Origin of the sequence: Photobacterium carnosum (assembly GCF_002849605.1) — a bacterium.
In the GTDB taxonomy this organism is placed as follows: Bacteria; Pseudomonadota; Gammaproteobacteria; order Enterobacterales; family Vibrionaceae; genus Photobacterium; species Photobacterium carnosum.
Window position 1 is genome coordinate 191846 of sequence record NZ_NPIB01000002.1, and the last position, 21688, is coordinate 213533.

The window sequence follows — 21688 nt, forward strand, 5'->3', positions numbered from 1 at the left end:
TTAAAGAAAGCACAGCCCGAAGGCTGTGCATATCCAATACTAATTAAATTAATCTACTTAATCTTCTCTGGCGCTTTGCCGTGAATACCTTTCACATCTGCGAGTAAGTTACCGAACTTGCCGTAGTTCACCTTAACGCCATCATCAAGATCTAAAGTGATCTTCATTTCAGCAAGGTGCTTCAACTCTTCATCAAACTTCACCAACTCAGCTTGTTTCTTATCGATGGTTTTCAGTTCCTTGTCAATCGCACGTTGTTCTGCGCCCGTTGCGGTTGCTTTTGAATCTTCAAGAATGTTCTTACGGCTTTCTAACTTGCCCATCAGCGGCGTAACGTATTCGGTACGCATACGTGATAGGGTACTTTCGTTGTAACGGTGCAAGTAAACCAAACACTCAAACGCTTTCTCTTTACCAGAGCTAAATAGCCAGTAAATAGGGCGCTTCTTGTACGTCTTCAAATGGTCTTTAAAGAATTGGGTAGAGAAATAACGACGGATGGTATCCATCGAGCTTTCACCTTTCTTCGGCTTAATTGCATCAAGGCATAAGCTTTCAGCCACAAAGTCTATGTTTTCTTGTAGGTGCTCTTCACCCCAAACCGTTTTCACAAACTCACGGAAGCGGGTAGTGGCATCATCTTCAAACAACCATTCTTCATCTGCTAATGGCACGATACCATCGTCATCAGCAGGGAAGGTTTGGTATGCGCCTTCTGCTACAAGTTCTTTGAAGCCATTGTTGCCTGAGTGGGCGTAGACTAAGCCTTCGCGATCAAGGGAGTAGCGGCCCATAATATTACCAAGATAGTAACTAAGTAATTCTGATGCAATTTCACACTGTATTAATTGTTGGGCTTTAGGGTCATTGAAACTTAGACCAAATCTATGCTGTGTATTACAGTGCAAGGTTATGTCATTAATATTAGGGGAGTTGTCGTTTTTAGGTAAATTGTATGAATCACTGAAAATTTTATTATTTTCTTCCTCTATATCATAAATTTCTTTTATCGCCTTTTCATAAGATGATATTAAGCTCATAAATAAATTTTTAATAATCACTGAATTATTAGTATAGATTAAAGGATGTTGCTTAAAGTTAGGGGATATCTCTTTCGAGTCCCAATCACTTTTAGTTATAGCAACTGCACTTTTAGCTAATTTATTTGCATTCGATTTAATATATGATTTTGATAATGTCATTTTTTTAAAATCGCCAGCTTGAAAGTGTAGCGTTGGATTAAGTATCTTTGACCATTCATTGGCAAATTTTGTGTTTAACATAGCTAATCCATAGAGAATATTTTCTTTGTGTTCAAAGAAGGCTGATGGTCCTGCAGCATCAAAAATACAATCTTTGGGTAAATATCGTGCTGATAATTTTCCAGATGTAACGTCCGACCAAGTAAGTCCTTCTTGAAAAAAGAATTCATCCCCTCGTCGTCGAGAATTTTTTATTTTCCCAATTTCCTCGCCATCATTTTCCCAATTTATTAGAAACTCAATATTACCGTACCATTTTCTAAAGGAACCTCCTTTATTATATGGGAACCATTTTATATTTAATTTTTTCTGACAAATTTCGGCCCAATGTCTGACAAACTTATCATTATTAGTTGTTTGAACTCCATTAACGGCTGATGCATATTCAGACATACATGGATTATCAGTGAAAAATTTAAAGTCTTCTGAGTTAACCCAATAAGCTATAGGGCTTCCAGGGATCTTTTTGAAATCATCAGGTTTCGCATTAAAGAACCAACCACAATCCTTATTTTTTATAGCTTCTAATGTCTTTGGACCTTGATTTACTGCCCCTTTGAAATCAGACAGCCGAATGTAGTTACCTTTATAATTAGCAACATGGCCTTTAGTTAGTGTGAAGGTACAAATAGGCACAGTTGCACCATCAAAGCCTGAATATTCTAGTTGTATCAATGTTGAGATTATCTCGTCGTCAATCAATTTAGCTCTAAGTTGCTCATAACTTGAGATAAACATCCATACAAATGGAGTCATGAAACCTAACTCTCCGCGCTCGCGAGTAAGTTGTAAGTTGCGAATGATAAATGCCGAGAAAAGATCTTTTTCATAACCTTGAAAGTTATCTTTTAGATATTTTTTAACAAGAGGTGTTTGGTATTTGCTTCCCATGTAAGGAGGGTTTGCAACAACAACATCGTATTGACGAGCTAGAATAATTGCTTGTTCCACAATTGGTAGTAGAGTTTCTGCTGCATTTTTTTCGGTTGGCTCACTGCCTTGTGCTTTATCAACAAGCTTTTCGTGCAGATTAGTCAGAGACTCTAGATGTTGGTTATCAACCTCAATTAATGAACCTAGGTTTTTGGCATCAATAAACGGCTCTTTTAAGTAGCGCAATAAATCAAGGTAAACCTTGTTCTTTGGCGATGCTTCCACTAATTCTAGTTGTGGCTCTGCAAACAGATCACCCATTGTTCCTGATTGTTTGTTGCCATCTAAATCTAAATCAGCCCACAGTTGGTTAATGTTTAGGTTTTCAGTCGACTGAATAGAGTGGATGTTTAATTTGATGTCACGAGAGAAAATGCGCTTATCATCCTCACGTGCTTTCATTAGTATGGCAAAGGCTGCCATTTGTGCTGCGCGATCATCAATATCTAACCCGTAGATGTTTTTAGTAAGAATAAGCTCTGGGATCTCACGTAGGCGATAACCACGCTCTAGGTAGATTTCACGCAGCACTTCATAGACTTCAACCAAGATGTGGCCTGAACCACAAGCAGGGTCGAGCACTTTGATCTCTTCAGGGTCTATGCTGGTTGGCGTAATCGCTTTTAGTTGCTCAATTACATCATCACTTTGCTCGGCAGGGGTGATGTAATACTCCATTTTCTCTTTTAATTCAGAGTCAGGGTAGGTAGCTAACCATTGACGACCAAGCGAGTTTTGAACAAGGTACTTAACAATCCAGTTAGGGGTAAATAGCTGAGTGGCAGCAGGAATGTCTTCGCGTTTAACGACTTTACCAATAACCGCATCTTTGTGTTCTGAGATGTAGAATTGGTATAGCCAACCAATCACTTCGATTTGACCTTTGCCTGTTTCACTGTCTTTCCAGTTATCCTCTGGAATGTCATTGATTAAGCTTTTTAATAGTGAATCAGTTTTGGTTAGGTTGTCGGGCAACAGTAATTCGGTGGCGTCATCCAGCTTTTCAAACATGAACGACATTGCTTCGCTCAGTTGATGGCACTGACCTAATAAAATAGCGCGGTAAAGTTCTTCTTCTTTGTTACCGTCTAATAGCATGTCGACAATGTCTGACTTGTTTAAGCCAAGATCATCCGCAACATCAGCAGCGTGAGGTAGAATCTCAAACCCTTCGCCAAATTCTGCATTTACACCATTGCTTAATACACGGTAGCCGTGATCAAGGTATTCGTTTACTTCCATGTAACGGATAGCCGTAAAACGGTTAAACCACGTAAAGGCTGTTTCATTAATGAACTGATTAAAACCGTCTTTTAATACTAATTTGTCGTTAGTGGTACCTAAGGCTTTAATGCGGTTAACCAATTGGTTACGTTGCTGGCCTTGCTCACGGGTAAATACACGTCCTTCGATAATGGCGCTATCACCGTCGATAGTCATGTCTGCAATGCGGTCGGCGTATAAACCTAAGTGAGCGGCACGCTTAGTCACAGCGTCTATAAAAGCTAAGCGAGCTTTTGGGGCATAAGATTTTAGTTTGTTGGTGTTCATTATTGTTCTCAAATTTTATGTTGAACAATCCACGCTGTTATCAGCGTGGAATTTTTATACTTTATTATTTGATTCGCACTTTATGATTTGTCGTAATCAGTTCAGAAAGCTCTGTCTTTAAAGCAGAAAGATATGCTTCTAACTCTTGTTCTGTCTCTAAGTAACTGCTGTCACTTAACTCTCGGAAAACCGAGCCAGTGTCAACGGTAACAATTTTTTTCGCTCTTGGTTGTTTAGTTGGCTCGCCAATAGCTAAACTAGGGTTTGCTGTTTTTGTACCATAGTTTTGCGGTGGTATAGGGTCTAAATCCAGCGTACCATTCGTAGCTGATATAACAGGCTCTGGTGTTTTTGTTGTTTCTAGTGCTGCAATTCGCTTGGCTTCTTTATCTTGAAAGTCAATATAAGCATTAATAATGCCTTCTGCGTCTTTTACATGTTCTTCAGAGTTGCGAACTTCTTCATTCATTTCGGCAATACTGTTTAGATTTTCTAAACGTTGTAATGCTTGCTGAAGCGGGCGTAAGGCTTTATTGCTGATATCTGCCGGAGCTTTTGATTCGTCTGCATGTTGTTTTACTGCGCTAATTGCTGTTTCAAGTTTAGAAACGGCTTTTTTACGGTTGTTTGCCAGTAATACATCATTAACTTCTTTGACTGATTCAATCAACGATTGAACATCTTTTAGCTTGCGATACGGTCGTGCATCGTCGTAGATAGCTTCAAGTTTGTTTAATGCCTTTTCGGCAGTTTCAGATGCTTCAAGTAAATGACGGTTTTTCGCAAAATCGAAAGTAAGTGCTTTAGCAAGCGCCAGCCATGTTGTAAATTGCGTTTCATAGAAGGTTTCTAGATCATCAAAATCTTCTTCGAAATCTTCTAATTCATCGCCTTTGCGCAATAGTTCTTCAATGAATTTGTAGCTGCCTTTCTGTTCCAGTAAAGAGGCTATGAGTGTAATGCCATCTTCAATTTCTGTAGTGCCAGGGTACTTACCTGTGGTTGATTTAGTCTTAAAGTTTTTTAGCTTTGATTGCATTTTTTTTAAATGGGATATTGCTTGTTCAAACAGCTCTTTTTCTGTTACGGGTGCATTTTTACGAAATACATTTTTATAAATATTAGCGGCTTTTTTTAAGTTCGCTTCAGATTGCTGCTGAATACGGCGAATACGTAAGTTTGCACGTTTAGCTGTTTTATCTAGGTGTTCAAAGGCGCTGCGCAGTGCAACATCTTGTTGGTTTGCTTGTAAGGTGATTTTGTCTGCGACTGCTAAACGGGCAATCATTAAAATGACCTCATTATCGTTCCAACCATAAGGACGACGAGAGAATTTCTTAACAAGATCGCCAGCAGTTATCGGACGTCCGTATTCATCACTGATTGCAATGTGTTGTTCCATTTCGGCAATAGCACGAGGGTTAGCTTCAACATCAGAGAGATCAACATTCATTTGGCTTAAATCATCAACAATCAGTGTTTGCTGGATTTGTTGACGGATATCACCTGTGTATAGTTTTACAAACTTAAGCTTGTTAAATGTATTTTCAATAACGTGACAGTATGCGTTGTCAACAATAGCGGCAGGTGTTGCCCCTTTGGTATTGTAGTTTTTCCCCAGTACGTAGAATTCTGACTGTTTGAGTAATTCTTCAAGCTCTTCGACAATTTTTTTGCGTCGTGAACTGTTTTCCGCAGCTTTTGCACGGATAAGAATTTCCATATCAGCATCACGGCCTGCATTACGTTTGGTGTATTTAGCAGTACGAATGTAGGTACGTAGTTCTGTGAATAAACGTGATTGATCAGGTAGTTTAATCAAAATACCATCTGCTGAATCATTACCGCAGACAGCATCATTCATTTCATCGTAGCTTGAATCAATTGGAGATACGATTTTTAATAACAGGTCGTTATCGGTAATACGATCAAATGGTTGTCCATTACAGAAACGAGAAACAGGGAAATCTTGTTTGTTTTCTGGGTAACGGTAGTTACTGTTATTTTTTAGAATTTCATCAAATAGAATTTTGCTAAGCTCTGTTGTTTCTTCAGATGATTCGATATCTGTATTTTGGATCTCTTTTTCAATCTCTTTTTCTTCATTGGTTAAGAAAATGTATTCTTCACCTTGGCGAGCAATAAGATTGTTGTTTTCTAGGGCATCAAGGCTATCGGTAATATTAATACGCAGCTGACGTTTGTCTTGATCCACTTCTGAAATGCATAACGTTACGATGTTGTCGATAGTTGACTTCATCTCTTCTACGTAGCGGATCATGAACAGTGTTTGTAACACTTGGATCGAAAATGCTGAAATAGAGCTTTTTTCTGACGCTTGGTTGATGTCTCGAACCACTGCCGTGTCTAAGAACTTCTTAATAGAAGGGTAGAAGCTGTAAAGTGGGATCAGACGACCAATATTGTCATTAACAAACTGGTTTGTCGCAGTTTGAAAAGCTTCAATTAGAGAACGCTCACCTTTTGCTAGGTGTGTGCCAGCCGCACCTGCCTGACTAATGCCTGAGAATACTTTTTGAATAAGATTGTATTGGTATGGGGCAAATGGGTAACTAGCAACAAAGTTATCAGCACCAGTAAAGTTAGAGAATTCAGCTTTATTGGTATGTTCAAAGCTCAGCTGGCTACGAATGATATCGCCTTTTTCATTGTAGAGCGCTTCAAGAGCTTGCTTCGCTGGTTCTGTTTTATCAAGTAAACGCTTTTCAATTACTTCGTTAACGTTAGAACTTGATAGCGAGATACGATCAAAACGTTGTTGGATGCGAGAGAAGTCATTTTTACGAGAGCCTTCTTGCATTTTACCCAATACTGCATCGATATCTTCTTGTGAAGTTACAACTACCCATGCTCGACCTTCACAAATAGTACCAAGGTTTTCTGTGATAGTTTGTAGCTTCAGCATCATTTGTGTGTTTTGACCAATATACTGACCAATTTCATCGACGAAGAAGCAAATTCGACGTTCTGGATTGCTATCTAAATCTTGCTTAACCCATTTACAGAAGTTTTGAATATCAAGTGTGAATAATTCATCAAGTTGTTCAATTACAGATTCACTTGACTCTTTACTTTGTCCTGTAGCATATGAGAAGGCTTCAATTACTTCATCTAGTTTATGATAATAATTATGTCGGAATGTTAGCCATTCTTTCCCTGATAATTCGGAAAATTTATTTTGAAAATTTTTAAACGTACCTTGCTGATCTAAAGTTCTTTCTAAATTAGCAAGGTGAGGGTGATCGCCTGAGTATCCCAACTTCTCATTAAATACTTTTAAGAAAACTTTTAGAATGGCATCTTCTTTATCATCAGTATCTGCACGGCTATCTATATTAAAAAGAATAACGTTATTTTCTTTTTGAATAGCACGACGCATATCCCCTAATAGGATCTGGTCTTCTGCTAATTTTTCTTCGAAGAAATTTATAGCACGCTTAGTGACGTTTTGGCCGTCTTTTTCATGTGTTGTTTCTACATTTTTAAGTAGATAAGACATGATTTTAATAAAGTGTGATTTACCTGAACCGAAGAAACCGGATACCCAAATACCTGATTTACCAGTCATTGATGCTTTTTTAGGATCATCAACTGAAGGCATGTAATACTTAAAAAATTGTTCGATATGACTTTTTAGTTCAGAAGTAATTACATATTCATCTAACTCGGTAAAGATAGTGTCGTTTTCAACTTGATCAGCTTTAACAACACCGTTGATTGGGCGAGAGATATCTTTATTAAACAGAGTCCGTAACAACATATATGTTCCTTGCCAAAATTATTATATTTGTTTTATTTAAATAGGGTGTTTAAGCTAGCTTAAATGCACGATAGTAATTGTCAGAATCAATTCGGCCAAAAGGTTTTAGCGTAGAGCCATCATATACTCCTGGATAGAACATCACGGTGGGCACTTGTCCAACTTTAGCATGCAACGCATTGAGTAAACCATGACCTCGAACAATAGGCCAAACACTGCCAAGCCCGTGTAACATTATAAAGTCACAATTTTCAATGTTGGCTTCTTTTACAATAAATTCGGCTACACGATTTTGTTCAAGAGATGCTTTTAGTGCTTTAAAAAAGTAACGTTCACTTCTTTTTTTTTGCATTTCGAAAGTGCTTTCTAATATATCTTCATTTTTCAATAATTTAATTATCATTTCAAATAAATTGATACTAGCAAACGTCTTTCCTCGATTAAGCAGTTTCTTTTCAAGTAGATCTATATGCTCTCGAACGGCTAGCTCATGTTCGGGTTTATAGTCAAAAATATAGAAACCAATTTCGCCACCGAGTTCTTTGTTGTGAAGAAAGCTTTCACTTTCTAAACGAGATTGAATGGCATCTAGTCGTTGTTGAAGCTGCTTCATTAGTAGATTTCCATTGCTTGAATAATATCTTCTTTGTTCATATTGACTAATAAATTACGAACATCAGGAGTTACATAGACGTTAGTTAATAGCTTCGATCTTGTACTTTCTAGGAAGCCACCATCTGTCATAACTTTAAAAGCAACTTGTGCAATTTTGTATGTTGAAGATTCAGACATTTCAGCTAACTCTGGGTATAAACGGGATTTATCTTCCCAGAAGCTTTCCCAGTCTTTCATATCAAGGCTTTCTCTATACATACGCTTTGCATCCATGACAACTGTTCGCATAAAGTCAGCAAGAAGTGGCGAATTGATAAGCGTAGCAGCTACCATTAGTTGAGCTGCTTCTTCATGGTTTGCATCAGCTAGCGCGCGTAGAAAATTGTTATCCAGTGTCGCAATACGTTTTTTGATAGTTGCTGCATTACGTTTTGCAGAAGCGGGAGAGCGTTTTTGTAATATATTTTGCTCTACTATTGCATCATCCCATTGCTCTTTTGTGGGATCAGTAAGTAATAACTCTGCGATTAATTGGCTTTCTTTAATCATTAAGCTGCCACCGATTAGGTCACCTAAGTATTGTTTGTATTCTGTCATTTCGAGGTCCTATTTAGTGGTGTTAGTTATTATTGAACTCAAATTATCAGTGTATCCAGAAGCTAGATGCAAATTATCCACACCATAGAGTGTGGCTCTATTTGTTAGCCAAAGTTGGTGTTCTGCTGTGTTTTGTGTCGCATTTTCTGAGCAATCAATATTCCAACGTCGGAGTAAATATCCAGTTAGAGCAGCTCTAACTTCTAGACATAACTTTCCATTTATCATCGAATAGTCAAGCTCGATGGCTTTAGGGAACTTGATGTTATGTGGATGAGGGATCAGCTCAAGTGGTACAAATCTCATCCATTGTTTATCAGCAAGTATTGTTTGTTTTTCAGAAATGTTTTTATCTGATAACTCGGCTTTAGTTATACGAGAAATAACAAAGTCTCTAAATTGTTCGCTTTTACAATCATAAGCACGAATATGCCAACGTAAGCCGTTATCAACAATAGAGTGAGGTATTACAACTCTATTACTTTCCGAGCTAGTTAATGAAACATAACGAATCTTTACTGCTTTTTTGTTAAGAGCGGCTTGTGTCAAAGTGGCAACAATGTTGATGTTAAGCGTATTAAGCTGGCTTGGCATTTCAAAAGGGATACCTAAGCCATTAATAACGTTATCGTTTCCTGATAGCTGATTGGCTAGTTTACCAAGAGTTTCATTATTGTTGTGGTTAAATAAAGGGGTAAAACTTTTTGTTTGAAAGTAACGTTTTTCTGCGTTGTTATAAACTAAATTATTAGACGCTAACTCTTTGTATAAATTGATATCTCTAGTGGCATTTGATAATCCCATCTTGAAATGTTCTACAACTTCTGATCGCGTGAAGTGGCCTACAAACATTAATTTAAAATCAATGAATGAAAGCCTTTGTTTTTGAGCGTAGTTAAGTTGTTCCATAGTATCTTTTTATGAGTTATTTCTGAAACGAAGTTTGAACCATTTTGGGTCTTACGTCAATTTTAACTGGGTGAGTATCAATGATTATAAATGAATTTTTTTTTGTGATTTGGTACTAGGTAATTATTATTAAAAGAGGGGGGAGGTTCTGTATTTCTATGTGTTACCTTTTATAAAACGACAGTTTTTTAATGAACTAAATAATACAAAATAGTAACCGCATAGTTGGACTATGCGGTGTGGTAATTAATTATTCTGATACTGATCAAGATCGAACAATTTATCGCGAATAGCCCAAAAACGACCACTTTTGCGAGCAATAATAATTTCTGGTGGTCGTAATCGATGTTCATTGTTTGCCACTTTTGTAGGGGCTGTATCAGTAAATGGACGATGTCGATCTACTAAGTGTGGATTAATAAATTTAGTCAGAAAATCATTTTTTTGAGTCTTGGTTGCTAACTGCCAAACCTCGTTAATTTCATTGTTTTCATCGCCGATATAAACCACTTTAAGTTGTGGTTTGCCAAATTTATTCTTACCCGGTTCTAAACGCATATCATGGCATTTCATGATCATGGCATCTTTGAGCTTTAATGCTTCACGTAGTTTTTTATCGGGATCAACCATCACCGCATCACATTGATAACAGCGACGGGCTGCAATGTCGTTATCTGCGCCACATTCTTCGCAATATTTAGCGCGGAAACGATAACCACATTCTTCACGTTCGCCTGTATCATCATCTTCAAAATAGCCTTGGCAACGGCGACCATAATGTTCAACCAGAAAACCAGCAGGATCAAGTTTGCCCCAAAAGCTATTATTAAAACCACAAGCAGGGCAGGGAACCATGACTATTTCACTGTCGCTATTAGGTTTAGGATCGCCCACATCAGGTTGGTATAGGTCATAGCAGTTACCAGCATATTCAAGAATAAGGCAGTCTTTTTTACCTTCAAACAAACGTAAGCCTCGTCCTACAATTTGTTGATAAAGGCTAATAGATTCAGTGGGACGTAATACTGCGATAAGATCTACATGAGGGGCGTCGAAACCGGTAGTTAATACTGATACGTTAACAAGGTATTTGATTTTTTGTGTTTTAAAATCGTTAATGATCCGATCGCGTTCATCAAGTGGTGTATCTCCGATGACCAAAGCTGCATTTTCATGAGCGAGATATCCCATGATTTCTTGTGCATGATTAACTGTAGATGCAAAGATCATAATACCACGGCGATCTTTAGCATAATCAATTACTTGTTCGATAATCAGCGGTGTTGCACGAGCTGATTTTTCGATCACATTATCAAGATCCGCTTCTTTATAATGACCAGTGTTCGAAGGTGTTAGTGATGAGAAATCATAACCTAATACAGCCATATCCATGACTTTAGGCTCAGTTAAAAATCCTTCATCAAGTAAATAACGGATCGGTAGTTCAAAAATACAATCTCGAAAGAAATGATCAGATTCGCTTTTGACTTGACCACGGGTATGGTATTTGTAAATCCAACCGCTCCCTAATCGATAGGGTGTTGCGGTAAGTCCAAGCACTTTAATATTGGGGTTTATTGTTTGTACGTGTTTAATGACTTTGCGATACGCACTGTTTTCATCATCAGGTACACGATGACATTCATCAATAACTAATAAAGAAAATTGCTCATTAAATTTATCAAGGCTATTTGCCATTGATTGAACAGAAGCAAACACTACTTGTTGATCGGTTTCTTTACGACCTAAGCCTGCAGAAAAAATAGCAGCTTTAAGACCATAGCTTTCGTATTTAGCGTGGTTTTGTTCAACTAATTCTTTAACATGGGTGAGAACTAAAACTCGACCTCGTGCAATACGAGCTAGTTCAGCGACAATTAAGCTCTTACCTGAACCTGTCGGTAATGTAAGAACTGCAGGCGTGGAATATTTTCGAAAATATTCAATGGTGACATTGACACTATCTTGTTGATATGGTCTTAGAGTATACATAGATAGTAATTACTATGAATTAAATCAATATTCTAACCTAAGACCAAAATATGGAGAAGGTATAATTACATATTATGTCCCTTCGATTAAATAGTTCAAATCAAGATTAGGAATCCTACTTGCATTTTCAAATATAGTTTCAATCAATTTTAATTGTGATCCACATTGTTGCTCTAATATTTCAATTTTAGCTTCTAATTTACGAGTTTTTTCTTTTAACTTTATATTTTCAATCTCTAAATTTATTGTGGGGTAAGAGTCATTAACTAATAGATTTATTCCCTCTTTTTTTTGGTTGTATTTTTTAAGTTGATATTCGTTTTTTATACTAAGATAAGAGTTTAGTGTTTGTCTTGTTGTCTTTATTTCTAATTCGTTTGTGATTTTATTAATTAATAAATTCCATGTTAATTTACCATTCCATGATCTAATTATTGCTTGTATATTTCGTTGGTTTTCAGATGTTAATGATAAATATGCCATATCTATTTATTTAATTTAAATTTTGCTAATAGTAGTGATAGTTCCTTACTATCTTCCTGTTTATCATTGTTTTTTAAGTTACTTATGATTAAATTCAACGCCTTATCAACATTTATTATATTTACAGTTAATGAATTAACTTTTTTTGTTGTAGAATTTGATATTTTAAATTCGTTACTATTTTTAATGAATCTAATAAGTGAACCATCTTTTAATTCTTTGTCTGTCATGATTTCAATTAATTTTTTCAACATTTTTGTATTATAAAAATGAATTTTAAACCATTCTTGTAAGTTCTTGAAATTTCGGATTTGTGGATTTTTACTTACCTTATATAAACGTATTTTTTGAATTTGGTAATCTTTTTTTAATATATCTAATGCATTAGAATCGCCTTTTACATGACAACTATAAACGCACAATGTACAATGAGAAACAAAATCATTTAGATATATGCATGGTGATGTTATCAGATTTTGAGTACAAATTCCTGTGGCAGTGATACTAGCAGAATCATTATTAGTTGCTTTCTTATACTCTTCAAAAGATATCAATTTTATTTCCTTTTTATTAATGTCTTCATTGGTATTTATAAAAGCAATTTGAGATATTCTATCTTCATCTGGTATATGAATGTATTCATATGTTTGGTTTGAATTTTTTCTGCCAGACCACATACTGATAATATCTATTGGGATACCACTCTCTGATGCCTTTGTATTTAACCAATGACGGAATTGATGTGGTGTTATATACAAATCTGAACCTAATCCAAAGTGTTCAAAAATTGTTTTGTTTTTTCCTCTTTTTATATTACTAGTCCATTTTTTCAATGAACGTGAAAATAATGTACTTAAACTTGATAGTTTAGCAATGGAATAAAAACTTTTTTGAAAAGGATACTGATTACAGCCTAGATCAAGTTGTGCTCCATTAAAACAGAATAATGATTCAGATAATTTAATTTTATTTGATGAAATTCTATCATAAGGAAATAATGGATTAATTATATATATATGTTGTATCCATCTTTTTTGAAATTCTTCAACAGTACTATTTTTTCCTAATATATCAAACATTACATTATATTTTGAAGATACACACCCAATTAGAGTATTGAGGTTGTCTCTTCTATATCTTAGTTTATCACTATTCTTTAATTCACTAATATGTTTATATGTTTTTTCTTTTGGTTTACTGTCAAGTCTTATCATTTGCTCTTGATTTTTATAAAAACCTAAAATATAACCAAGTTGAAAGATATTTACGGGTATATTTAAATTGAATTTTGATATTAATTCTGAATTGAAATTACCTAATAATTTATGTAAAGGGCTAGTTGGATTTTCATAAAAACGACATAAAACCCTTGTTGATTCGCAGATTTTATTGAAAAAATTTAAAGTTCTTTCTATAGGATCTTTCATCGATTTTAGGATATGATTTCTATTGTCTTTATAATTTTTTGAACCTTGCCATTCCATCCAGTAGACTGTTTTTTCTATTTTTTGGTTGTCTTTTAATTGAACGTCTGTATATTTTGATAAGTCTTGAGTTCTTAATGTAAGTTGCTCTGCTGAAACCCTATTGGGTGAAGAAATAGCAAGTGCACTCATGCCGATGACATAATGATATCTAAGGCCTTCATAAATAGGTGTAATATCATCTGTTTTTCGTGGTATTAATTGATTAAATATACCACCTAGAGCTGATAGCGCTCTTTCATCAGGAAGTTTTGATTTTTTTCTTTCTTCACGCTCATCTGCATATCTAGCATTAACATCTTTTATTTTAGGTTTTATTAATGATTTTCTAATAAAACCATTATCCTGGCACCAATAAAAAAATTCACTGCCGTCTTTAAGTTTTCTCATATCGTCTTTAGAAGAATATATTTTATTTAATATATCTTGATTCAATAAGTGTAATTCATCTATTAGAATATGGAAGTATCTTCCTGAAATTAATATGTGACGAATTGATTCTTTATTTTTAAATGTTGAGATGATATGTAATGTAAATGCCATAGCGACCTTTTTTTTATTATTGTCTAATACTTCATTTTTGGTATAATTCTTGGTTCTTATGGGATTTTTAATTAACAATGGATTTAAAAAGTATATATTTTGCTTAGTACCATCTTCATATACATAAATCCATATATTATCATCCCATGATGCTCGTTTATTATCTTTATTATAAATATTGGTTAAATCATTATTCATAACTTCTTTTAAATGGTTATCTAAGTTTTCTTTATAAATATTAATCATAATCTTTATCCTTATTTAATTTTAATTGACATGATTCAATAGTTTTTTCTATGAGTTTTATTTGTGTTGATAGTCGTGATAGGTTTGAAATTGGCTCACCTAAACTCTTCCTTATGTCATATTTCCTATTGGCTTCTTGTAATACAGCATCATGATTAGCCGTAATTAAAGCATGAAAATTATCACAACCATAACAACCAATAGGGCGGCTAGATTTACAATTAGAGCAGGTATGATTACAATCATTTTGGCCTAATATAATTGAATCTTCATTAATAATAATATTCTTTGATTTATCAAGTATGTCTATTATGTTTTTAGAAAAAATATGGTTTATAAAATCATTCGCAATAAATTTTTCATCAATCATATTTCTTTCATTATGATTTAAATCTATATATGATTTTACTGCTTTTTCTGTTATCTGTGTTATTTTTGCAACCTCATTAATAGGAAGTCCTTTGAGAATTGCAGCTGTATTTATAGTGTGTCGCCATCGGTTATTTAATATGGGGATATTCATTATTTTTGATTTTTGATTAATGATTCGAGAAAAATATTCTATTGGGTAATGAAAGCTTTGACTTTTTTCTGTGATCATTAAAATGAATTCTTCAATATTTTTTGTTTCTATTTCAAATAAAGTATCACAGAAGAAAATAGGGCATAAAGAAAAAATAGATTCAAAGGTATCATCTTCTATTTGTCCGAAGTTTTTTTTAAAATATATTTTTAGGCTTTTTTTATAAGAACATCTATAGAATAATAATTCTTCAGAAATATCATGATTAATTATTAAAGGATATTTTTCAACATTTTTCCTGAATTTAAGATCACCTTGTTTTCCTTTAAACATCCTCACTTGTAGCTCATTTATATCAGAATAGTTATATATATTTTTTATCTCTATATCGTTAAAATTTGAACCTACTGGGATTATATCAATCCATTTTAAACATGATAATTGGGATGGTCTTCTTACTAATCCCATCATCAATCTTATAGCGATTAAAAGTCCAAGATGCTTTAATTTCTTTTTCATAAGATAATTCATATTATCTTTTGACTCTATTATTTGTTTCTCTATGGATTGGCGAATTTTGTTATTTAGTTTTGTTATTATTGAATATTTTTCAACATCAGAATAGGAGTGTTTTTTAGAGTCGTAATTTTTATTATTATTTACTTTGACAGTCATTAAATAATTGTAGGTATCTACATATTTTAGCTTGTTATGGTAAGTTAGATGTTTAAATAGAATTTGTAATGCCTTAATATTGTGATTGTTAATATTTGGTAATGATAGTTTAATATCTTTTATCGATAAAGATTTATAACTTTCACTTTTCAAACAGTAAGTCATATTTTTTATTGTGGATATAGATAAAGTAGTAGCTGCTTTTGCGATAGTTAATTTTATATCTATAATTGTTTCATTATCAAAATTTTTTTCTTTAAGGAAGTGTAAATTTAGACGAATTCCATTTCTTCCTACATCATTTAAAAGCCATGAATCATCTAACGCATTAAAAGTAAGCCCATTTGACGAGATAAATTCAATAGTTTCTCTGTTTAATATATTATTTGTTGAGTTATTGTTAATCATAATTTACCTATCTATATTTGATGTTATTTCTTCTTGTATTTTTTTCATTATCTCTTGTGTTTTTTTCTGTAAAGAATATTCATTATATATATTCCCCATCTTTGAATCTGGATTCCACCCCATAAGGAAATTACGGATTGATTCTTTATCTATATTTGTTGCGTCTGTATTGTTTATTGTATCTTCGAATAATTCATTCCATTTATGTCTTAATGTGTGTGGCGTGATATGTATATTTAATGAGATAGAGATTTTATTAAATATTTTATTATATGATTGCAATGAAAGAGGGGACCCTATCGTATTTTTTGTATTCATCTCTGTTACAAAAAGGAAATTATGTTTTTCTGCGTTTGGGGTTTTTTCTCTTACTTTTGTTATATAATATTTGATATCTTTCATTAGGTTTTGTGTAATATAAATGCTATGTTCTCTAGTTTTTTGTCTAGCTTTAAAAAGTCTATCATCTGTTTCATTATCATGATCTCTAGTTATTTTTATCTCATCAAATGTACCGTACATTTTTAAATCTGATATTTTTATATTTGCACAAGCCCCACGCCTTATTCCTGTTTCGATCAGTAATGATATAATTAAAAAGTTCCTAAATTTATTATGCTTAAATGGGTTGTTTTGTGAATGTGGTTGAATTAAATCAATTAATTCTTTAAATTTATCATCTGATATAATTTTTTTGTTTGATCTAACTTTAGAGTTTGTTTTTTTGAAATTATTATTTCCATTAGATAAATATTCTTTTAGTACTTCCCATTTTTTTTCTATTTTTTCATAGTCATTATAATCGATATAAACTCTTTTTATTGTTCTGTCCATAAAATGAATAAGTCTATTAATTCTTTTTTTTGTACTATCTGGCTTTAATAAATTATTCCGATAATTGGCCATGTGAATTAAATTTTCAACTTTTTTACTAGAGACTCTTTTCATACTTATAGTTGGTTTTTTTTCTGTAGATGACTTCGTTGCTTTATTTAAGAATATATCTATTTCTCTTCTTGTTAATAGCTCTCTGGAGATTATTCTTTCAATTAAATTAATCGGTGGTGATAGTGAGTGAAAAAAATTAATAATGTACTTTAATTCATAAGCATATGTTATTTTAGAATTAAAAGATGCTGTTTTCATATCTATATTTAAATAGTTTGATATATGATGTGATACTGGAATTTGATCATCATTAACTATTGAAACATATGTTTCATGATTACATTTATATACTTTAACAATCATTTAAATTCAAATCTCTGCTGTTTTAAACTATATTCCTATATTATTTTATGTTTGTAAATTGTTATTTTTCAATGTATTTTTAACGCTAACTGTTTATTTTAAAAGACGATTTTATTTTTTATAATATAATTTAAGTACAATAAAAATTAAAAGTGTAAGCATTTTTATTTTTAATGAATAACATTAAGTTTTTAATTGTAACCTTATGTTTTTAAAGTGTTATTTTTAAAGTATTATTTTTATTTTTTGTTTTTGTTTTTTATGATGATGGTTGTTATTTGGTGGTTGCTATTAATAATATATTTTGAAAACGTAAGAGAATATTTAATGGTGATTTTATTTTATCTGATATTTTTTGTTTAAATGTGATCTTGATTACTATTTATTTGGCATGCATCATTGTGAAATGGGATATACAAATGGAGGTGCTGTAGATTTAAGTGATCATCATCATATTTATTTTGGTATGTTGTCTGTAAAAATGTGGTATTGAAATACTACATATTACTGTTAGCTAACAATTTTCGTTCAATATTGGTATTTTTGGGGTGGTATTGTAGCTCCTGCTTTTTTGTATATAAGATTCATTACGGTATCAAATTTTTAGCCCGTTGAACCGTACTAGGATTACATCCTACTTGCATGGCCACTTCTCGGACGGATAAGCCTTGTTCTAACAGTTCGATAATTTTTGCCTTACGTTCCATGTTTGGCTTACGTCCTGAAAACTTTTTAGCCCATAGCTTCGGATCCTGTTTAATTGCTTGGCGTCCAGCTTCAGCACTGGCTAAACGATTTTTGCGTTCTGCTGCTGCCATTGCAGTGATCATGGTCAATTGAATATTGGTTGTCATGTCTTGCATATCATTACCGGAGTAAGCAAAGGTCATATTCTGATTAATGGTTTTGATTGTCACACCACGGTTTAACAGCTCGCGGATAGTTGTCTCTGAATCGTGATAGTCACGGCCTAAGCGATCAATCCACCAAACTACCAGCACATCATCTTTTCTTAATTTATCCAGTAATCGGCTTAATTGTTCACGCTCTGTTGCTGGTACTGTTCCACTACAAATATCGGTTGATATTTCGATACTAGGATATGCTTTTAAAATATCCGTAACTTGGCTATCTGTTGTTTGTGTTGTTGTTGATACTCGAACGTATGCAAATTCCATTTTATCTTTCCCGTCGTGTGCTTATGGTTATTATGTGCTAAATGTATCGTGTGCATATCGAAAAGTAAACACCAAAAGCATACGAAATAGGGGATATTTATCCGTATGCAGTAGGGCATAATTAAAAGCATACGAATTTTCAAGGGGTACCTATTGGGGCGTTCATTGTGTTGGTGCGATGATTTATGGATTAAGCAACATGGTTAACAAAATAATAATGCCTCTTTTTTATCGTATGTTAATGACAACAAATCGAAAAATAAGCAGTTTATGTGATGTTTGAGGTGAATTTGGATCCTGTTCTTTATCCCCGGTAGATAAATTTAGAACATGTGATTACATTGATATGCTACTTAAGATGGTCATAACGTTTCTATCATTACTTTGATAATTATTTCGACTCTGACAGATGGATTCGCTACAGCATAAATGCAATTTGAAGAATGAGCTGAATATGAAGCATCATTTAAAAATTTTCTTATTTGAAGTGTGCGTATCTGTTAAAAGGGTAGGGTTGACCTCTTCCTTTACATTATTCTTTACAGAATAAAGGTTAAATATACTTACCGCTACCAACTGACAAATCAGCGAGAAGAGTAGGTTGTTCAAGTGCTCTTCGAACACAAGTTAATTGATGTTTGCGTAGTTTTATTGACTCGTTCATGTCGGGTAAAGTTAGCATCGAACCATCATATTGAGGCTTCACCCATCGATTAAAACGTTCGTTATAAAGGTCCTGCAATTTAGACCGTCTTGTTTTGTCTTTCCAGACCCACTCCTGCCATAAGGTACGGATCTCGCTGGCGATACCCTCGACCTGTACGGTTTCATCTTTATTTACATAACGCTTACCATCAATTGTGTATGTCACAATTAAATTACGTGATTGCATCATACGAGTGATGATTTTTGTACTGGTATAGTTTGGCAGACCAAATCTTTGTGTGTCAGTTAAATACGGCACACCGATACACCTAATATTCCAGATCCCTAATAAATATTCAGCTTCCACACTCTGCGCGTTTAATGTTTCACAAATAAATTGGCAAACAATTTCTTTTGGGAGCCAACCCGCATTCATATCGACTTTAATATCAATTGCGTTTACTTCTTTTGGCTGAATTGCTGTTAATTCCGTACAATTTATTAAGTATTGAGAGTCAGTTTTCGCGGATTCTGTTGCAATTTTTAGTTTCGTTTTAACATCACCTGACAAGTATGAATCTTTAAAAACATATAAATTAGTTTGCGGATCTTTAAAAATGGTAGAGCCTATTAATTCTTGTTTTACATCTGTTTCAGATTTACCGCACATTAGACCGATGTTATTTAAATCGATGGTGTGAAATTGACTATATGTAATCCATAGAGCGTCTAAGGCGGTTTCTGTGTGTGTTGGTAACTTAAAAGGTGAAATGACACGCTGAGAAAAAATAGCTGCTTTGGTCGCTTTTGGTGGCGTGTAGATAACACCTAAACGCTTCGCTTGATCTTTAGTTACTCCACATTCAAAATTTAACTCTAAAGCGGCTATATTTGTATATGATGGATCTTTATTAAACGCCCGTTTATTCGTTGACTCATTAATAAAACCAAATTTCGAAGTAAAAGCATCATAGACATTATTAAGTTCATTGCGAATGGAGTTTAATTCTTGTTCGGATGCATTATCTAAACGCTCTTTTTCTAGTAATTTAGATAATATTTGTTTAATTGGGATCATAAGTTTAATTCGCTCTGCGCGTTTACCTGTGATCTCCTGACAAACCTCAAATAATTTTTCGCCATTTTCTGAGTCAGCAATACGAATGCACACATCATTTGATGTATTAACCGAGTAACCACCGACAAGAATATAATCAGTAGTAGTAACATCGGTGTAAATTGGAAATACAGCATCGAGAAAGTTTTGCTGTTTTTCGACGACGATATTAGGTTCTTTATAAATACCATCGGGAATAAGTGATTTTATGGCTGTCTGTATATCACCCACTAGATCTGTTGAGTTATTTACACATTGTATGCCTTTACCTGCAAAATTGCCGATACTGACCATTTCACCCAACACTTGATCGGGATTATTTATAAAGAAATTATTAATTTCGTATTGAACATTTGTGTCAGTGAATACAGTTTGTGTGTTTATCCAGTCAGCATAACCGTTGATATTTTCGTCACGTTGAAAAATAATAACATCCACTGATGCATTAGCCCCTGCGTGATTTTTAAAACATTCTATAGGTAGGCGTAATGCACTGACAATACGCCCCATTTTGGCAAGCTGTGTTCGAGCTGTGGGGTTTTTAGCGTCAAGAAATGATGTAGTGACAATGGCTGCCATTAAACCACCATCACGCAGCAAAGAGGCTGCTTTACACATAAAATAATTATGGATAGTTAATCCGTTTAAGTCTGAGTTGTAAACATCAAACACTTTATCTGAACCAAACGGGGGATTGATTACAAGTAAATCTGTATTGGATTTAAACTGTAGACTCTCAAAGCCAGTTTTTGCATACAGTTTCGCTGATGGGTATAAATGTTCTAATATCTCACTTGAAAGATCGTCTAATTCAACAAGAGTTAAATTAGATTCTGTAAGCATATCTTGAGGCATAGCATTAATTAAGCCACCAACCCCCGCGCAAGGATCAACAATATTGCCGCCATTAAACCCTGATTTTTCGATTGCTTTGAATAATGCCTTACTTAAAAAATGAGGTGTATAAAAGGCATTGGTGGTCGATTTTCTTGCAGCTATGTACTGATCATTGTTCATTAACAATTTTAAGGTATCGCGTTTGTCAGATTCTTTTTTGTTTGAGTTATCAAAAATAGAAGCTATAGCCCCCCAACCGCAGTAAGAAGCAAGTTTTTGTTGCTCGGATAGAGTAGCCGCACTATTACGCTCACGTAACGTTTTTAATATTTTTAGTGCAATTACGTTAGCTTTAAAACGTTGACTTGGTGTTGTCGGCATTGTTAAGGCCGAGGACAAAAGGAAATCTTTAGCCGCTGTTAAAATATAATCTTTCTTATGATTGCTATTATAACGATCAGTGAAGCGATTAAGATCTTCATCGTCACCAAAAAATAAGGCTGTTTGACCACTACCATATACAATGGTTTTAACATTTTGAGCCTGAGTATTTAAACTTGAAAACATAATGTACCTACGTATAAATAATTAACTTGTACAAATATTTTCACATGGTTTTCTATACGCGCTACCCCCATTTTATTAGTACAACTTATTG

Annotated in this window: 12 protein-coding genes; all 12 read right to left on the reverse strand. The window is 33.9% G+C overall.

All coding sequences use genetic code 11. From position 1 onward, the window contains the following. Positions 1-53: 53 nt before the first annotated feature. The 12 genes from pglX to CIK00_RS03690 all read right to left on the reverse strand — a co-directional run bounded on the left by pglX (position 54) and on the right by CIK00_RS03690 (position 21597). Positions 54-3746, reverse strand: coding sequence for a BREX-1 system adenine-specific DNA-methyltransferase PglX (gene pglX / locus CIK00_RS03635; RefSeq protein ID WP_101767575.1), 3693 nt, complete (start codon positions 3744-3746; stop codon positions 54-56). 64 nt (positions 3747-3810) lie between these two features. Then, positions 3811-7527 (reverse strand): BREX system P-loop protein BrxC, encoded by a 3717-nt coding sequence (gene brxC / locus CIK00_RS03640; RefSeq protein WP_101767576.1) that lies wholly within the window; start codon positions 7525-7527, stop codon positions 3811-3813. A 49-nt stretch (positions 7528-7576) separates the two neighbouring features. Continuing rightward, entirely contained in the window at positions 7577-8140 is a 564-nt protein-coding gene (locus tag CIK00_RS03645) for a DUF1788 domain-containing protein (RefSeq protein WP_101767577.1), read from the reverse strand. Further along, the gene (locus CIK00_RS03650) at positions 8140-8739 is read right to left on the reverse strand and encodes a DUF1819 family protein (protein WP_101767578.1); all 600 of its coding nucleotides are present in this window, start codon (positions 8737-8739) and stop codon (positions 8140-8142) included. Before CIK00_RS03650 ends, CIK00_RS03645 begins: the two co-directional genes overlap by 1 nt. 9 nt (positions 8740-8748) lie before the next feature. Continuing rightward, positions 8749-9648: a WYL domain-containing protein gene (locus CIK00_RS03655; protein WP_101767579.1), complete on the reverse strand. Its 900-nt coding sequence runs from the start codon at positions 9646-9648 to the stop codon at positions 8749-8751. A 246-nt stretch (positions 9649-9894) separates the two neighbouring features. Further along, positions 9895-11640 carry a DEAD/DEAH box helicase gene (locus tag CIK00_RS03660; RefSeq protein ID WP_101767580.1) on the reverse strand — a complete coding sequence of 582 codons (1746 nt, stop codon included), beginning with the start codon at positions 11638-11640 and terminating at the stop codon, positions 9895-9897. A 72-nt stretch (positions 11641-11712) separates the two neighbouring features. Further along, entirely contained in the window at positions 11713-12123 is a 411-nt protein-coding gene (locus CIK00_RS03665; RefSeq protein WP_101767581.1) for a hypothetical protein, read from the reverse strand. Positions 12124-12125: 2 nt separating this feature from the next. Next, the gene (locus CIK00_RS03670) at positions 12126-14396 is read right to left on the reverse strand and encodes a tyrosine-type recombinase/integrase (RefSeq protein WP_101767582.1); all 2271 of its coding nucleotides are present in this window, start codon (positions 14394-14396) and stop codon (positions 12126-12128) included. Then, positions 14389-16002: a hypothetical protein gene (locus CIK00_RS03675; RefSeq protein ID WP_101767583.1), complete on the reverse strand. Its 1614-nt coding sequence runs from the start codon at positions 16000-16002 to the stop codon at positions 14389-14391. The genes CIK00_RS03670 and CIK00_RS03675 overlap by 8 nt, the downstream gene beginning before the upstream one ends. 3 nt (positions 16003-16005) lie before the next feature. Then, a complete protein-coding gene (locus tag CIK00_RS03680) occupies positions 16006-17253 on the reverse strand; it encodes a tyrosine-type recombinase/integrase (RefSeq protein WP_101767584.1) in 1248 nt (415 codons plus the stop codon). 587 nt (positions 17254-17840) lie between these two features. Continuing rightward, positions 17841-18431 carry a recombinase family protein gene (locus tag CIK00_RS03685; protein ID WP_101767585.1) on the reverse strand — a complete coding sequence of 197 codons (591 nt, stop codon included), beginning with the start codon at positions 18429-18431 and terminating at the stop codon, positions 17841-17843. A 553-nt stretch (positions 18432-18984) separates the two neighbouring features. Continuing rightward, positions 18985-21597 carry a methyltransferase gene (locus tag CIK00_RS03690; protein WP_101767586.1) on the reverse strand — a complete coding sequence of 871 codons (2613 nt, stop codon included), beginning with the start codon at positions 21595-21597 and terminating at the stop codon, positions 18985-18987. Positions 21598-21688 lie beyond the last annotated feature (91 nt).

Coding starts and splice junctions, on each gene's coding strand:
- CIK00_RS03665 (WP_101767581.1), bottom strand. CDS start 12,123: ATGGCATATTTATCATTAACATCTGAAAACCAACGAAATATACAAGCA.
- CIK00_RS03655 (WP_101767579.1), bottom strand. CDS start 9,648: ATGGAACAACTTAACTACGCTCAAAAACAAAGGCTTTCATTCATTGAT.
- CIK00_RS03680 (WP_101767584.1), bottom strand. CDS start 17,253: ATGATTGTTAAAGTATATAAATGTAATCATGAAACATATGTTTCAATA.
- CIK00_RS03670 (WP_101767582.1), bottom strand. CDS start 14,396: ATGATTAATATTTATAAAGAAAACTTAGATAACCATTTAAAAGAAGTT.
- CIK00_RS03675 (WP_101767583.1), bottom strand. CDS start 16,002: ATGATTAACAATAACTCAACAAATAATATATTAAACAGAGAAACTATT.
- brxC (WP_101767576.1), bottom strand. CDS start 7,527: ATGTTGTTACGGACTCTGTTTAATAAAGATATCTCTCGCCCAATCAAC.
- CIK00_RS03650 (WP_101767578.1), bottom strand. CDS start 8,739: ATGACAGAATACAAACAATACTTAGGTGACCTAATCGGTGGCAGCTTA.
- CIK00_RS03660 (WP_101767580.1), bottom strand. CDS start 11,640: ATGTATACTCTAAGACCATATCAACAAGATAGTGTCAATGTCACCATT.
- pglX (WP_101767575.1), bottom strand. CDS start 3,746: ATGAACACCAACAAACTAAAATCTTATGCCCCAAAAGCTCGCTTAGCT.
- CIK00_RS03690 (WP_101767586.1), bottom strand. CDS start 21,597: ATGTTTTCAAGTTTAAATACTCAGGCTCAAAATGTTAAAACCATTGTA.
- CIK00_RS03685 (WP_101767585.1), bottom strand. CDS start 18,431: ATGGAATTTGCATACGTTCGAGTATCAACAACAACACAAACAACAGAT.
- CIK00_RS03645 (WP_101767577.1), bottom strand. CDS start 8,140: ATGAAGCAGCTTCAACAACGACTAGATGCCATTCAATCTCGTTTAGAA.